Origin of the sequence: Thiohalophilus sp. (genome assembly GCF_034522235.1) — a bacterium.
In the GTDB taxonomy this organism is placed as follows: domain Bacteria; phylum Pseudomonadota; class Gammaproteobacteria; order UBA6429; family Thiohalophilaceae; genus Thiohalophilus.
Genome location: NZ_JAXHLN010000003.1, coordinates 1,135,921 through 1,151,568 on the forward strand (window position 1 = coordinate 1,135,921; position 15,648 = coordinate 1,151,568).

Sequence of the window (15,648 nt, forward strand, 5' to 3'; positions counted from 1 at the left end):
AGGTCTATTCAAATGGGCTGGGGTGGGCCCGGCTACCCAGCACCGCGTCGTCGATCTTGTCCCCGTAATGACACTGGTGGCTGTGGTAGGTCTTGTCGGTCTTTTTAAGGTCGCCTTTATCGCGCGGATCCTGTGGCTGTTCGTGACTGTTGATGTAGGCCGTCACATCCCGACTCGCCGCCGCATCCAGCGCGGCGGCGATCGGGTTCATCGTCGGATTGGTGCGCGAGCCTTTACGATAATCCCGCAGTTGTTTGGCCAGATAGTCGGCATTCAACCCGGCCAGACGTGGAAACCCCGCCGAGGCATTGCCTTCGCTATTGGCGCCGTGACAGGCGACACACGCCGTGGCGCCCTGGTTGTTGCCTTGCATGGCGAGCCGCTTGCCGGATTCGATGTCGCCGGCGGCTATAGCGACATGTGAAAAAACCGCTAACAGGGGAATGAACGGCCAGAGTTTCATCAGTCTGTAAATCCTTGTAATGTTAAATGGTGTTCGTCGTGGTATTGTCTGAACGGACAGGCCGGGGGAAGCCGGGCCGTATTGCGGCAATACCCCTGCGGGCATACACCGGATGATTTGTCCTGATTCAATAACAATATCTGCTTACTCTATAGCAGCCCGTAAAAACCCCCGACCGCCAAAAACGCCAGTATCCCGCCAATGACAAAGGCGATATTGGAATAGCGGCGATCAATGCTGCGCAGGGCGAAGCCGGCCCAGATAGCGAAAGCGGCGACGATAATCAGAAAAACAAACAGTCGCGTCATGTCAGGCGTTTTTTTCCTGCAGGTGTTCAGCCAGATACAGCCAGGTGGGGATGACGCTGTCGGGGTTCAGTGACACGCTGTTGATGCCCTGCTCCATCAGCCAGAAGGCCAGATCCGGGTGATCCGAGGGCGCCTGACCGCAGATGCCGATATATTTGTTTTGCAGTCGACAGGCTTTAATCGCCATGGAAAGCAGCATCTTGACCGCCTCGTTGCGTTCATCGAACAGGTCGGCGACCAGCTCCGAGTCGCGGTCCAGCCCGAGCGTCAGCTGGGTCAGGTCATTGGAACCGATGGAATAGCCGTCAAAGTATTTGAGGAACTTGTCGGCCAGCAGGGCATTGGAGGGGATTTCGCACATCATGATGATTTTGAGATCATTGACACCACGCTGCAGTTCATTGTCATGCAGCAGGCTGATGACATCATGGGCCTGCTCCACGGTTCGCACAAAAGGAATCATGATAGCGACATTGGTCAGACCCATTTCGTCGCGAACTTTCTTCAGAGCAAAACATTCCAGTTCGAAACAGTCCTGGAAGGATTTGGCGATATAGCGCCCGGCGCCGCGAAAGCCGATCATCGGATTCTCTTCATGGGGCTCATAGGCTTCGCCGCCAATCAGATTACGGTATTCATTGGACTTGAAGTCGGACATGCGCACGATAACCGGCTTGGGCCAGAACGCCGCCGCGATGGTGCCGATACCCTCGGCCAGCTTTTCGATAAAGAAACTGACCGGGTCGGGATAGCCGGCTGTCTGGCGGTCGATCTGCTGTTTGATCTCATCCGGTTGCTTGTTGTAGTTGAGCAGGGCCTTGGGGTGGACGCCAATCATCCGGTTGATAATGAATTCCAGCCGGGCCAGTCCCACGCCGGCACAGGGCAGATAGCTGAAATCAAAGGCGCGGTCCGGGGAGCCGACATTGAGCATGATTTTAAACGGCAGCTCGGGCATGCTGTCGAGGCTGACCCGCTTGACCTCGAACGGCTGGATGCCGTCGTAGATATAGCCGGTATCGCCCTCGGCACAGGAAACGGTGGTTTCATTGCCGTCGGTGATCGCCTCGGTGGCATCACCACAACCGACCACCGCCGGAATACCCAGCTCGCGGGCAATGATCGCCGCGTGACAGGTGCGTCCGCCCCGGTTGGTCACAATCGCCGAGGCGCGTTTCATCACCGGCTCCCAGTCGGGATCGGTCATATCGGTAATCAGCACGTCACCCTTTTGCAGCCTGTCCATCTCCTTGACGTTCATGATGGTGCGTGCCACGCCGCTGCCGATGCGCTGGCCGATACTGCGCCCGGTGGCCAGTACCTTGCCGTACTCCTGCATTTCGTAGCGCTCCAGCACGTTGCGATCACTGCGGCTTTTTACTGTCTCCGGGCGCGCCTGCACGATATACAACTGGCCGTCCAGGCCGTCCCGCGCCCATTCGATATCCATGTGCCGGCCGTAGTGCTTCTCGATGGTCACCGCCTGACGTGCCAGTTCCATGGCTTCTTCATCATTTATGCTGAACTCGCGCTGCAGTTCCAGCGGCACTTCTTCGGTACGGGTCGAGCCGGCATGCGCACTATCCGCGCCATAGACCATGCGGATGGCTTTCTGACCGAGGTTGCGGCGGATGACGGCCTGTTTGTCTTGTTCCAGCATCGGCTTGAAGACGTAGAATTCGTCGGGATTGACCTGCCCCTGGACGACGGTTTCCCCCAGGCCGTAGGCGGCGGTGATAAAGACCACATCCTCGAAGCCCGATTCGGTATCGATGGTGAAGATGACCCCGCTGGCGCCGATATCGCTGCGAATCATCCGCTGTACGCCGGCGGAGAGCGCCACCTGGCGGTGGTCAAATTTGTTATGGACCCGATAGGTGATGGCGCGGTCGTTGAACAGCGAGGCGAAGACATGCCGGATAGCATCCATCAGGTTGGCTTCGCCCTTGATGTTCAGATAGCTTTCCTGCTGGCCGGCGAAAGAGGCTTCGGGCAGATCCTCGGCGGTGGCGGAAGAGCGCACCGCAAACGAGACTTCGTCGCCATTTTCCTGCTGCAGTTTGCTGATTGCCTCGTGCAGCTGCTGTTCCAGCTCGGGCGGGAAGGGGGTGTCGATGATCCACTGACGGATACGTTCGCCGCTTTTCGCCAGCGCGACCACGTCGTTGGTATCCAGCTGGTCCAGTTCCGTGTAGATGCGATCGGCCAGCCCCTCGTACTCCAGGAATTCGCGAAACGCGTCGGCCGTGGTGGCGAAACCGCCCGGCACCCGGACGCCGGCATCGCTCAGTTGGTGAATCATTTCGCCCAGCGAGGCGTTTTTGCCACCGACCCGGGGAACATCGTCGAGCCGCAGTTCATCGAACCAGATCAGATGTTGTGCCACCTTGTTGCCCCTTGCTTGTCAGGAGGATTCATAGCAGAGTGTAACCGGTTATCGAGCAGGTTACAGGCAGGTTTGCCTGCTTTTCAACTATCCTTACGATAAATCTGGTGAGAGAATCATGACCGGTAAACGCGCGGTGTTTTTTGTCTCCGACAGTACCGCCATCACGGCGGAGACCCTCGGTCACAGCCTGCTGACCCAGTTCGCGGGGCAATCATTTGACTATCTGACCCTGCGCTACATCGACAGCGTGGAGAAGGCCCGTGAGGCGCGGGACCGGATCAACGCGGCCCATCGCGAAAAGGGGCTGCGTCCGATCATCTTCAGCACCCTGGTGGTCTCCAGCATCCATGAAATCGTCGCCTCCAGTGAAGGCCTGTTCATCGATTTTATGGACTCGTTCCTGTCGCCGCTGGAAGACGAGCTGGGCTCCCGGCGGGTCGCGTCGGTGGGGCATACCCACGGGGTGGTCACGCAGGAGCATTATCGTCACCGCATGGATGCGGTCAATTTCGCCCTGCAAAATGACGACGGTGGGAGTATCCGTCAGTACGAACGGGCGGATCTGATCCTGGTGGGCGTCTCGCGCAGCGGCAAGACCCCGACCAGTGTGTTTCTGGCGATCCATTACGGTGTGTTTGTCGCCAATTACCCGCTGGTGGACGAGGAGCTGGAAGACAGCCGGTTACCGGCCGATTTGAAGCCCTGGCGGGACAAACTGTTCGGCCTGACCATCCAGCCCGCACGCCTGCAGCAGATCCGCCAGGAACGCAGCCCCGCCAGCCGTTACGCCGCCCTGCATCAGTGCCAGTACGAAGTGCGCCAGGTTGAGGCGCTGTTTCGTCACAATCGCATCGAGTATCTCGATGTGACCAGCAAATCCATCGAGGAGATTGCCACCTATATCCTCAAGGCGACCAGCCTGGACCACCGTCGACTTTAGCCTGCGCCCTTCGGGCGAGGGCCGAGGGACGAGTAACGAGGTACGAGCTGAAAAAGAAGGTGCGTAGAACGCACCCTACCGCTTTTCCTCGTCACTCGTCCCTCGTAACTCGGCCCTCGCCCGAAGGGCGCAGGGCTTGAAAAATTCCCCCTTTGTCCCCATTACCACTTGCAAATTGTGTCATCTGATGACAACACGCATATATATAAAGGTGAGAAGAACATGACAGTCGACGCCCACAAGGAGACACTCAGTTTCCAGACCGAGGTCAAGCAGCTGCTGCAGCTGATGATCCATTCGCTCTATTCCAACAAAGAGATCTTCCTGCGCGAGCTGATCTCCAACGGCTCCGACGCCTGCGACAAGCTGCGCTTCGAGGCCCTCTCAGACGACGCCCTCTACGAGGGGGACACCGATCTCAAGCTGCGGGTCGACTTTGATCCCGAGGCGCGCACCGTTACCGTCACCGACAACGGCATCGGCATGAACCGCCAGGAGGTGATGGACAACATCGGCACCATCGCCAGCTCGGGGACCCGCAAGTTTCTCGAAGCCCTCTCCGAGGATCAGTCGCAGACCGCCCAGTTGATCGGCCAGTTCGGGGTCGGCTTCTACTCCTCGTTTATTGTCGCCGACAGGGTGACCGTGGAGACCCGCCGCGCTGGCTTCGGGGCCGAGCACGGCGTACGCTGGGAATCGACCGGCGAGGGTGAATACACTCTGGAAACCATCGAACGGCCCGAGCGGGGCACCCGCGTCACCCTGCACCTGCACGAGGATGCCGACGAGTTTCTGGACGACTTTCGTCTGCGCAGCATTATCAAAAAATACTCCGATCACATCTCCCTGCCGATCCTGATGGCCAAGCGGGACGAGGAGGGCAAGCCCACCGACGAGCTGGAGACCGTTAACAAGGCCTCCGCGCTGTGGACCCGTCCGCGTGATGCGATCAGCGACGACGAGTACACCGAGTTCTACAAACACGTCGCCCACGACTTCGAGGATCCGCTCTCCTGGCTGCACAACAAGGTCGAAGGCACCCAGTCCTATATCACGCTGTTTTATATCCCCAAACGTGCGCCGTTCGATCTGTACGATCGCGACAAGCGTTATGGCATCAAGCTCTACGTCAAGCGGGTGTTCATCATGGACGATGCCGAACAGCTGATGCCCAACTACCTGCGCTTCGTGCGCGGCGTGGTCGACTCGGACGATCTGCCGCTCAACGTCTCGCGCGAGATCCTGCAGCGCAATCGCCAGATCGACACCATCCGCAACGGCTCGGTGAAAAAGATCCTGGCCCATCTGGAAAAACTGGCCAGGGACGAGCCGGAGAAATACAGTGAGTTCTGGCAGGCCTTCGGCAACGTGCTCAAGGAAGGTCCGGCCGAGGATTTTGGCAACAAGGATAAGATCGCAAAACTGTTTCGCTTCGCCTCCACGTATAACGACAGCGATGTGCAGAATATCTCACTGGATGAGTACCTCGAACGCATGCAGGACAAGCAGGAGAAGATCTACTACATTACCGCCGAAAGCTATGCTGCGGCCAAAAACAGCCCCCATCTGGAACTGTTCCGCAAGAAAGGCATCGAGGTCCTGTTGATGTATGATCGCGTCGATGAGTGGATGATGTCCTTCATGGACGAATACAACGGCAAGCCGTTCGTCTCCGTGGCCAAGGGCGCGCTGGATCTCGGCGAGCTGGAAGATAAGGAAGAAAAAGAGAAAGCCGAGCAGGCCGAGAAGGATTACCAGTCACTGCTGGAGCGGATGCAAAAAGTGCTGGACGGCAAGGTCAAGGAGGTCAAGGTCTCCCACCGTTTGACCGACTCACCGTCCTGCCTGGTGGTCTCGGAGAATGATATGGCCATGAGCATGCAAAAACTACTCAAGCAGGCCGGGCATAACGTCCCCAACATTGAACCGGTACTGGAAATAAACCCCGACCACCCGCTGGTCAAACGCCTGCAGAACGTGGAGCAGGAAGCGGACTTCAACGACTGGAGTCTGATCCTGTTCGAACAGGCCATGCTCAGCGAAGGCGGCCAGCTCGAAGACCCGGTCGCCTACGTCAGCCGCGTCAACCGCCTGCTGCAGGAACTCAGCGGCTGAAACTGTCATCCCGGCGCAAGCCGGGATCCAATCTCTCTACAAACGCCCACCGCCGGGTTCCGGCCTCGTCTGGATTTTTATAAAAGCGTTACCACGAAGACTCGAAGGCACGAAGGAAAAATGAATACACTTCGAGACTTCGTGTCTTCGTGGTAAAAAAACAGTCCGACAGACAGAATGTCAGGTAGCGCTGCGCACAACCTGACCTGCATCTGGCACTCGGAACTCAGCACTTAGAACTCAGCACTCAGCACCTGCCCGCAGGGCATCAGGCAATCACATTCGACACCACGATCAAAAACACCATAAAGCCGAACAACACCAGCACCGTCTTGCCCGCATTCAGCGCGATCCCCTTGTCACCTTGTTGCATGGCTCTCTCCTCCAGATTGATAGTGAGGTGACAATAGGTTTAACCTGCATGTCGGGAGAAAAGTTTGATCGAGATCAAACTCAATAAAAATAAGAAATTCAGTTAATACTAATTATATAAATTTCAGTCTGATCCGTTGTATCGCAGGCTCGGTTGAGCGTCGGTGAAACCAGGTGAAAGACTCCTGTGTGTATTGCGCAGAGTCAAGTTCGGGTCGAAATGTTACAGATGTTCGATAAGAAATCGAAGCAAGTCATTGACTTTATTGGCCTATATTTGTCTGTTAGTACATATTCGATGATAAGGGGATTCCCGGGTCTTGAAAACTGATAACAGGTCAGCTAGGTTTACAGAAAATCAAGTGGATTAACAAATAAAAAATTGCGCTAACCGGTCAGGGATGAGCGTTAAATAAAGATAATCAGGGAACAGGGACGCCGTCATGGATGATGACTTGAAAAACACAAGCTGCCACATACACCATTCATTACTCACACGTGTTCCCCTGTCGGTTAGGCGCCTGGTCGGGGCGAGTCGACTACCGTACATCCTCACAGTCAATTGTTTTACGCAAATGCCCTGGCGACTACCCGGGGTTGGCGGTAGTCGTGTATTCCGTGCTTCTGCAACCTGCCTCAATACCTTACCGGTTTGTCGTCCCGGGCGTGTAACCCGCGGAGCAAACATCCTCACCCCCGAATTGACGCTATGTGGTAGATAATTGCGGAAAGTCGGTGTTGATAATATAAAAAATCATCAAGGATATGATCATGAAAGGGACTCAATTTCTGAAGTTTATCGCTGTCGTCATGCTGCTCGCATTTTCAACCGTGGCCCGGTCTGAATACACCTGTAACACTGATGGATATATTACAACCATTGGGAATGAGGTGGTTGCCCAGGAGATGTCCTCGTCCAGCGGCTCCTACGTGCGTTACTATTTCGCGACCCTGCGCTGCAGGGTGACAAACAGTTCGACCAACGACGGGGTGGTTGAGCGAATTATTTTTACCGAGCTGACATGAGGCCTGATGATGTATCATCAGGCGCCTATGGTTTAATTGATACCTCTAACTTCCGTGGGCTGGGTACACCCTGCCACAGTGCCTACTATTTTATTCACAAGGATTTCCGTGGAAGTGTTTCCAACAGCCTGAACGGGAATCCGGTAACGGTTGATTTCAACAACGACGCCTATCCGGTCGGGGAGATCAGCGAGGCGCCGTTCGATGATACCTTCACGGGTGATTTCAGTGTATCGGTATGTCCTGGTGGGGAAGAACCGACTGTCGATGAGGGGCTCGCAAAAAACCTGGGTTCCTGCGATTCAAGCGAAAGTCCCAGCCCATATGTCAGCAATCCCGTCCATGCCGGCACCGGCAACAAATTCGAGCGTGAATCCGATTACAGTTCTCCGGTAGCTTCACTGAGTTTTGTGCGCTATTACAACAGCCTGGACGATCGGCCCGGTGTCATGGGCAAAGGCTGGCGTCATAGCTATGAGCGCTCGGTTGTGCTCGAATCGGGCGGCACGACCGCCGCGGTGATTCGTGCCGACGGCAAGACCTATACCTATACACGGAACAGCGGCACCTGGACGACCGATCCGGATGTGACTTCAACCCTGTCCCGGGACGGCGACGGGGGCTGGTCGTTGACCCTGGCCAGTGGCACGGTGGAAAACTATGATGCCGAGGGCAAGCTCATGAGCATCACCACTACGAACGGCCGTACCACCGATCTCACTTATGACAGTACCGGTCGGCTGCAGACGGTGACCGGACCCTTCGACCGTACGCTGAGTTTTACCTATGATTCAGACGACCGGCTCGAGATCTTCAGCGATCCTGACGGAAGACAGTATCAGTATCTGTATGACGATAATGACAACCTGAACAATGTGGTCTATCCCGACGCCAGCAGCCGGGGTTATCTGTATGAAAATACCGGTTATCCCAATCACCTGACAGGGATTATCGATGCCAATGGTCAGCGCTATGCCACCTATGGCTATGACAATGAGGGCCGCGCCATCCTGACCGAGCACGCAGAGGGGGCTGATCGCTACACCCTGCAATACAACGGTGACGGCACAACTACCGTCACCGATCCGGGCGGTCGGGAACGCACCTATCATTTCGAGACCCTGCACGGCGTTAGCAAGGTCACCCAAATTGACAACGGGCCCTGCACCCGTTGCGGGGGTGATGCCAGGGACGTGAGCTACGATGCCAACGGGTTTGTCCAGCGCAAGACCGACTTCAACGGCAACGTCACAAACTACGAGCATAACGATCGCGGCCTGGAGATCGCGCGTACCGAAGCGGTGGGCACCGAGGTCGAACGTACGATTACCACCGAGTGGCATCCCGCGTGGAACAAACCGGTGCGCATCAGCGAGCCGGGGCGGGTCACCGACTATGACTACGACAGCCAGGGCAACCGTGTAACCCGTATCGTCACCGATCCGGACACCGGCAAGCAGCGTCGCACCTACTATGTCTACAATACCGCGGGACAGTTGATCCAGATGGACGGCCCGCGCATCGCTGTCGAGGACATCACCACCTACACCTACAACCCGGATGGCACCCGAAGCCGGATCACCAACGCGCTGGGGCACGTGACCCGGATTAGCCGGCACGATGGCAGCGGCCGGCCACTGGAGATGGTCGATCCCCATGGCCTGGTCACCACCCTGAGCTATGATGCCCGCGGCCGTCTGAAAACTCGCACGGTCGGCAGCCAGACCACCAAGTTCGATTACGACCCGGCGGGCAACCTGATCCGCGTTACCCCGCCGGACGGCGAGAGCCTGACGTATGGCTATGACAACGCCCACCGGGTGACGTCCATCAGCGACAGCCGCGGCAATACCCTTCACTATACCCGTGACGCGGCAGGCAATATCACACAGGAAGAGGTCAATGATGCCGACGGCACGCTGACCCGCGCCGTTTCGCGGGCCTATGACGATCTCAACCAGCTGACCGCGGTATTTGGCAACAACGGCCAGCAGACCACCTACCAGTACGATGCCAACGGCAACCGGATCCAGCGCGCCGATGCCGACCAGAATGCCACGCAGTATGCCTTCGACGCGCTGAACCGGATGCTCGGCCAGACCAATGCCAACGGGCAGGCGGCGCAATACGCGTACGATGCCCGGGACAACCTGACCCGCGTCACCGACTACAACGGCAACACCACGACCTATACCTATGACGGGCTGGGGAACCTGCTGGAACAGCACAGCCCCGACAGTGGAATCACCACGTTCAATCATGACGCGGCCGGCAATGTCATCAGCAAAACCGACGCGAAGGGCCAGACGACAAACTACGACTATGATGCGTTGAACCGGGTGATCCGCATTCGCTATGCCGATGGCAGCGAGGCCCGATACACCTACGATCAGGGCGAGAACAGTATCGGCCGCCTGAGCCGCATCGATGACGCCAGCGGCAGTACTGTCTACCGCTATGATCAGTATGGCCGGGTGATCGAAAAGAGCCAGATCATCGATGACATCACGTTGACCCACGGCTACACCTACAATGCGACCGGCCAGCTGGTCGAGGAGACCTACCCGTCCGGGATGACCGTGAGTTATGCCTATACCGACGGGCAGGTCAACCGTATCGCGGTCAACGGCAAGACGATCCTGAAGAACGCCCGCTGGTCGGCCTTCGGTCCCGTCACCCGGTGGACCTGGGGCAACGGCAGCGTGCACAGCGACCGCTACGATCTGGACGGGCGACTGTATGAACAGACCCTGGCCGGTGACAGACGCCACTACCAGTTTGATCGGCGCAACAACATCACCGGCATCGAAGGCAGCGAACTGGATCAGCATTATGGTTACGATGCCCTCAATCGGCTGATTAGCGGAGAGCAACCGGGCGAGTTCGACCAGCGCTTCGACTACGATCCCAACAGCAACCGGACAGCCTTCGACGACAGCACTGGTGGACTTCAGGCGAATTACACCATCGCCAGTGACAGTAACCGGTTGCAACGTATCACCGGCAACAATGCCGTCACCTATGAGTACGACGCCAACGGCAGCATCCTCACCAAGACCGTCAACGGTCGGACCCGCACCTACAGTTACAATACCGCCAACCGCCTGGCGAGGGTGGACAATCAGGTTCTCTACGACTACAACGCTCTGGGCCAGCGGGTCAGCAAACGGTTCCTGACGCCCGCTCAGGGGAAGGGCAACCGCAAAGGCAAAGGCAAAGGCAAAGGCCACAGCGCAGCAGGATTCAAACACGGCCACACCCGCCTGTTCGCCTACAACGAGGCAGGGCAGATCATCGGCGTCTATAATCACAAAGGCAGGCTGAAAGAGGAACTGATCTATTTTAACGGCGTGCCGATTGCCAGCGTGCGGGAGGAGGACGCGATCTACTACGTTCACACCGACCACCTGGGCACGCCGAGAATTGTGACCAGTGAAGCCAATGATGTTGTCTGGCGCTGGGATAGTGACCCGTTCGGGCAAACTCAGCCGGTCAGTGAGGGGTGGGGCGACGAGGAATTTGTGTTTAATTTGCGTTTCCCGGGGCAGTACTATGACCACGAGACCGGGCTGCACTATAATTACTACCGGTACTACGATCCGAGTACCGGGCGGTATATGACCAGTGATCCGATTGGGTTGGAAGGCGGGTTGAATACGTATGGGTATGCCATGCACAATCCAAATAAGTACTTTGATTTATATGGGCTGGATGTTTGGGAAGATATGCCAATACCATCATTGCCCCGAAGAAGACAGGGGCTAATATGTGGCTCAGGCGCAACTGCAAGTTGGGTGCCAGATTATTATGGGAAAGCTGATTTTTCCGATGCTTGTAGAAAACACGATGATTGCTATGGCGATAAAGGAAAAGAATGCGGAAAATCTAGAAAACAATGCGACAAAGAATTACGTGATAATATGAATAAGGCATGCATTGCGGCTGGTGAAGGGGCACTATGTTTTTCTGTATCCGATGCATATTATCAAGCGCTAAGAGGAGCTGGGCTACCAGCATACAACAATGCAAGAAATAGAGATCCCATTTTTGACCTCATGTAGGATATAGAAATAATGTCTAACATTGAGATGATTTTTCGAGTTTTCGCCATTTTTGCTGGTGTCATGTACTTATTAGCTATAATTTTCGTAGGCTTTGTTAATTTGCCAGGTATATTTATAATTTTGGCTATGTTTTGGTACGGATCAGGTTTTTACCTGAAGGAAGACATTCGAAATATTGTGATAATCAATCGAATAATAGGGTCTGTAGGAGGTATTTCTGTATTGGTTAGTGTTATTGAAGCTGACATAAAGATTATTACCATTGTTACAGTGGCTTCATATGCTTTTAATATAATTATTTTAATAGCTTGCGCCCGACTTATATTTTTTAAACCAAATATCAATTAGAAGGAAAAGGTGTTGAAGGGCGTGGGAATCAACGGAAAAAGAGGAGGTCGGAAAAAGGGGACGTAGTGAACTTCCCCCAGTTTAACGGACACTTTAAATCGGAGGCAATGGTCTCCCAGAAGGAGTGTCCCAATGACTTGTTAAATAGGTGTCGGAGGGATTAAATTTTGACCAGGCGGGTTAGATTGTCTCTGATTTAATGTGTCCGTGAAACCAGGGGAGGTTCAGACTGAACCTCCCCTGGTTTCACGGACATATTTATTTCTGTTTCTTTGTCGCCTCTGCACCCAGGCAACGGGCATAGACGCAGACGCCTCTGCGGTGAAAAGCTGCTCCCAAAATAAAAACACGCCGCCATCTTTCGATAGCGGCGCGCTGATTTCAGCTTGTCGTAGTGACTCAGGCGGCCTGACTGGATTTGTCGCCGGAGTGTTTTTTGCTCGTTTCGTGGATGTCCCGCAGGCTGACGCTGCTCAGATAGTCATACACCATGTTGGACAGCTCTTTCCAAAGGTGGGCGCTTTCCGGGGCGCCGTGGCCGGTGGGGACATTGTCTTTGGCTTTTTCTTTTTCCGGCAGGTCGATCGCCTTGACGATGTCGCCGACGGAGATTTCGTCGATGTTTTTGTTCAGGACATAGCCGCCGCCGGGACCGCGCACGCTGCGGACCAGCCCGTGCTTGCGCAACAGGGCAAAAATCTGTTCCAGGTAAGAGATGGAGATATTCTGCGTGTGCGCCAGATACGCCAGCGTCACCGGCCGGTCCGGGCTCATCGTCAGTTCCAGCATTGCCTTGGCGGCATAGTCTGCTCGGGATGAAAGTTTCATGGTTTGGCCTCTTGATGGTTTGGGTTCGTTCTGGTCGGGTGTTGTCAATTTACTTAGTGTTTAATTTAGGATTATTCCCATAGCTTGACAATGTGTATGCTGTGAACAATTGTAAACTTCAACCCTGTAGTAGATGTGGTCAATGAGAATTAACCCATTAAAAACAATAACTTGAGAGTATCTTGCCAAGCTATTACTGTATTTTCTTAGGCACACAAAAATCCCGATGGTTCCCGCCCCGGCGACGCTTTGTGGTGCATCGTGTACCATGGAATCCCGTCGGCCGGGTGGCGGCCCCTGTGAAACCCGATATTTAACCAAGGCGCAGATTATTGATGAAAGCACTCGACGCGGACGCCCTCTATACCGCTTGCGATCCGAGCCGATTCGGATTTGATGACACGTCGCAACTGGCCGATCTGGAAGGCCTGCTGGGGCAGGATCGGGCCGAGGAGGCCCTGCACTTCGGTCTGGGAATCCGCCAGCACGGCTACAACCTGTTTGTGCTGGGGCCCAGCGGCATGGGCAAACACACCATGGTCAGCCAGTTTCTGCGCCAGTGTGCCGGTGAGGAGCCGATCGCCAGCGACTGGATCTATGTGGCCAACTTTGCCCACCCGGACAAGCCGCGGGCCATCGAGCTGGCCGCCGGACGGGGCAGCACTTTTGCCCATGATATGCGCCAGCTGGTGGAGGATCTGCGCTCGGCGATTCCCAATGCCTTCGAAACCGAGCAGTACCATGCCCGCCTGCAGGAGTTGCACGGCAACTTTCAGGACCGTTCGCGACAGGTGTTTATTGAACTGGCCGAGGAGGCGGAAAAACACGGCGTGACCGTGTTGCGCGCCCGTGACGAGTTCAGCTTTGTGCCGCTCAAGGATGGCCGGCCGATGAAAACGGATGAATACGATGCGTTGCCCGAAGAGGAGCAGCAGCGACTGTCGGCGGTGATCAGCAGTCTGGAAGACAAGTTGCGCGGCATCCTCCATCAGCGCAGTCAGTGGCAGCGGGAACTGCGCGAGGCGATCAAGGCGCTGAACCGCGAGGTCGGCATGTTCGCGGTGGGGCACCTGATCGAGGACCTGCGCGAAAAATACCATGACGTCGAGGCGATCAGCGAGTACCTCTCCGAAGTACAGGAGGATGTGATCGACAATCTCAATGCCTTTCGTGATGAAGAAGAGGAGGTGTTGCAGTGGGAGACCGGCAAGGCCGGGCAGTCATTCAGGCGTTATCAGGTCAATGTGCTGGTGGACAACAGTCAGGCCAGCGGGGCGCCAGTGGTGTATGAGGATCTGCCCATCTTCCAGAACCTGATCGGACGCATCGAGTATGTCTCGCAAATGGGGACCCTGGTCACCGATTACATGCTGGTCAGGGCGGGCGCCCTGCATGAGGCCAACGGCGGTTATCTGGTGCTGGATGCCCATCGGCTGCTGACCCAGCCGTTTGCCTGGGAAGCGCTCAAGCGCATGCTCTATGCCGGTGAGATTTATATCGAGTCGCCGGCGGAGATGTACAGCCTGATCAGTACCGTGACCCTGGAGCCGGAACCGATTCCGCTCAAGCTCAAGGTGGTACTGGTCGGGGAGCGTTATCTCTATTATCTGTTACAGGCCTACGATCCCGACTTTGCCGAGTTGTTCAAGGTGCAGGCCGATTTTGAAAACAGCATCGACAGTAATGACGACAACCAGAATCTGTATGCCCGGCTGCTGGCCACGCTGATCCGCAAGGACCAGCTGCTGCATTTCGAGCGCGACGCCGTGGCCCGGATCGTCGAGCACAGTCGCCGGGCGGTGGAAGATACCCGGAAACTCTCGGTGCATATGCGCGGTATCAACGATCTGTTGCAGGAAGCCGATTACTGGGCCCGCCAGGGCGGGCGCGAACGGGTCAGCCGGGCGGATGTGCAACAGGCCATCGACAAACAGATCTATCGCGCCGATCGCATGCAGCGGCATGTCGTCGAAGAGATTCGCCGCGGTACCTTGTTGATCGATACCGAGGGCGGGGTGACCGCCCAGGTCAATGCGCTGGTGGTCAACGAGCTGGGCCGCTTTGCCTTCGGGCATCCCGCCCGGGTAACGGCCACGGTGCGGGTCGGCGAGGGCGAGGTGGTGGATATCGAACGCGAGGTGGATCTGGGCGGTTCGATCCATTCCAAGGGCGTGATGATCCTCAGCGCCTATCTGGCCGCGCGCTTTGCCGGCAGCAAACCGCTGTCGCTGGCCGCCACCCTGGTGTTCGAACAGAACTATGGCGGCATCGAGGGCGACAGCGCCACCGTTGCCGAACTGTGTGCCTTGTTATCGGCGTTGGCCGATCTCCCCATCCGCCAGTCCCTGGCGGTGACCGGCTCGGCCAACCAGCGCGGCCAGTTGCAGCCGGTCGGCGGGATTAACGAAAAAATTGAGGGCTTCTTCGACGTCTGTCGTGCCAGGGGGCTGAACGGCGAGCAGGGCGTGGTGATCCCGGCGACCAACGTGGAACATCTGATGCTACGCGAGGACGTGGTGGAAGCGGCCCGGCAGGGGCAGTTTCATATTTATGCGGTGGCCACCGTGGATGAGGCCATCGAGGTGCTGACCGGCATCAGCGCCGGCGCTATCGACGCGCAGGGCGAGTATCCCAAAGATACGGTGAATGACAAGGTCAAACGGCGACTGGAAGACTTTGCCGAAACCCGTCATGAATTCGCCAGGCCGGGCGACGGTGATGAAGACGACGAGGATGATCGGGAGAACCAGGATCACAAACCCGGGTGAGCCCCGGTGCCTGAGCGGGCGGATAAA

Annotated in this window: 10 protein-coding genes; 6 read left to right on the plus strand and 4 right to left on the minus strand. The window is 56.4% G+C overall.

Annotation, left to right across the window (positions count from 1 at the left end):
* Positions 1 to 4: 4 nt before the first annotated feature.
* The 3 genes from U5J94_RS08530 to ppsA form a co-directional block, all read right to left on the minus strand.
* Positions 5 to 463 (minus strand): cytochrome c, encoded by a 459-nt coding sequence (locus tag U5J94_RS08530; protein WP_322565222.1) that lies wholly within the window; start codon positions 461 to 463, stop codon positions 5 to 7.
* Positions 464 to 612: 149 nt separating this feature from the next.
* The gene (locus U5J94_RS08535) at positions 613 to 771 is read right to left on the minus strand and encodes a hypothetical protein (protein WP_322565223.1); all 159 of its coding nucleotides are present in this window, start codon (positions 769 to 771) and stop codon (positions 613 to 615) included.
* Between the two features lies 1 nt (position 772).
* On the minus strand, positions 773 to 3,157 hold the full coding sequence (gene ppsA, locus U5J94_RS08540; RefSeq protein ID WP_322565224.1) for a phosphoenolpyruvate synthase: 2,385 nt from the start codon (positions 3,155 to 3,157) through the stop codon (positions 773 to 775).
* A 118-nt stretch (positions 3,158 to 3,275) separates the two neighbouring features.
* Between ppsA and U5J94_RS08545 the strand changes: the two genes are divergently transcribed.
* From U5J94_RS08545 to U5J94_RS08565, 5 genes are all read left to right on the plus strand, one after another.
* Positions 3,276 to 4,100, plus strand: a complete 825-nt coding sequence (locus tag U5J94_RS08545; RefSeq protein WP_322565225.1) for a pyruvate, water dikinase regulatory protein — start codon at positions 3,276 to 3,278, stop codon at positions 4,098 to 4,100.
* Positions 4,101 to 4,322: 222 nt separating this feature from the next.
* Positions 4,323 to 6,215: a molecular chaperone HtpG gene (gene htpG, locus U5J94_RS08550; protein WP_322565226.1), complete on the plus strand. Its 1,893-nt coding sequence runs from the start codon at positions 4,323 to 4,325 to the stop codon at positions 6,213 to 6,215.
* Positions 6,216 to 7,358: 1,143 nt separating this feature from the next.
* Positions 7,359 to 7,613 carry a hypothetical protein gene (locus U5J94_RS08555; RefSeq protein WP_322565227.1) on the plus strand — a complete coding sequence of 85 codons (255 nt, stop codon included), beginning with the start codon at positions 7,359 to 7,361 and terminating at the stop codon, positions 7,611 to 7,613.
* On the plus strand, positions 7,610 to 11,674 hold the full coding sequence (locus U5J94_RS08560; RefSeq protein WP_322565228.1) for an RHS repeat-associated core domain-containing protein: 4,065 nt from the start codon (positions 7,610 to 7,612) through the stop codon (positions 11,672 to 11,674). Before U5J94_RS08555 ends, U5J94_RS08560 begins: the two co-directional genes overlap by 4 nt.
* A gap of 12 nt (positions 11,675 to 11,686) precedes the next feature.
* Positions 11,687 to 12,025 (plus strand): hypothetical protein, encoded by a 339-nt coding sequence (locus U5J94_RS08565; protein ID WP_322565229.1) that lies wholly within the window; start codon positions 11,687 to 11,689, stop codon positions 12,023 to 12,025.
* A 399-nt stretch (positions 12,026 to 12,424) separates the two neighbouring features.
* Here the strand turns inward: U5J94_RS08565 and U5J94_RS08570 are convergent, their stop codons facing one another.
* A complete protein-coding gene (locus U5J94_RS08570) occupies positions 12,425 to 12,853 on the minus strand; it encodes an Rrf2 family transcriptional regulator (protein WP_322565230.1) in 429 nt (142 codons plus the stop codon).
* A 335-nt stretch (positions 12,854 to 13,188) separates the two neighbouring features.
* Between U5J94_RS08570 and U5J94_RS08575 the strand changes: the two genes are divergently transcribed.
* Positions 13,189 to 15,621, plus strand: coding sequence for a Lon protease family protein (locus U5J94_RS08575; RefSeq protein WP_322565231.1), 2,433 nt, complete (start codon positions 13,189 to 13,191; stop codon positions 15,619 to 15,621).
* The last annotated feature ends 27 nt before the right edge of the window (positions 15,622 to 15,648 follow it).

Coding starts and splice junctions, on each gene's coding strand:
- U5J94_RS08530 (WP_322565222.1), bottom strand. CDS start 463: ATGAAACTCTGGCCGTTCATTCCCCTGTTAGCGGTTTTTTCACATGTC.
- U5J94_RS08535 (WP_322565223.1), bottom strand. CDS start 771: ATGACGCGACTGTTTGTTTTTCTGATTATCGTCGCCGCTTTCGCTATC.
- U5J94_RS08545 (WP_322565225.1), top strand. CDS start 3,276: ATGACCGGTAAACGCGCGGTGTTTTTTGTCTCCGACAGTACCGCCATC.
- htpG (WP_322565226.1), top strand. CDS start 4,323: ATGACAGTCGACGCCCACAAGGAGACACTCAGTTTCCAGACCGAGGTC.
- U5J94_RS08555 (WP_322565227.1), top strand. CDS start 7,359: ATGAAAGGGACTCAATTTCTGAAGTTTATCGCTGTCGTCATGCTGCTC.
- U5J94_RS08560 (WP_322565228.1), top strand. CDS start 7,610: ATGAGGCCTGATGATGTATCATCAGGCGCCTATGGTTTAATTGATACC.
- U5J94_RS08565 (WP_322565229.1), top strand. CDS start 11,687: ATGTCTAACATTGAGATGATTTTTCGAGTTTTCGCCATTTTTGCTGGT.
- U5J94_RS08570 (WP_322565230.1), bottom strand. CDS start 12,853: ATGAAACTTTCATCCCGAGCAGACTATGCCGCCAAGGCAATGCTGGAA.
- U5J94_RS08575 (WP_322565231.1), top strand. CDS start 13,189: ATGAAAGCACTCGACGCGGACGCCCTCTATACCGCTTGCGATCCGAGC.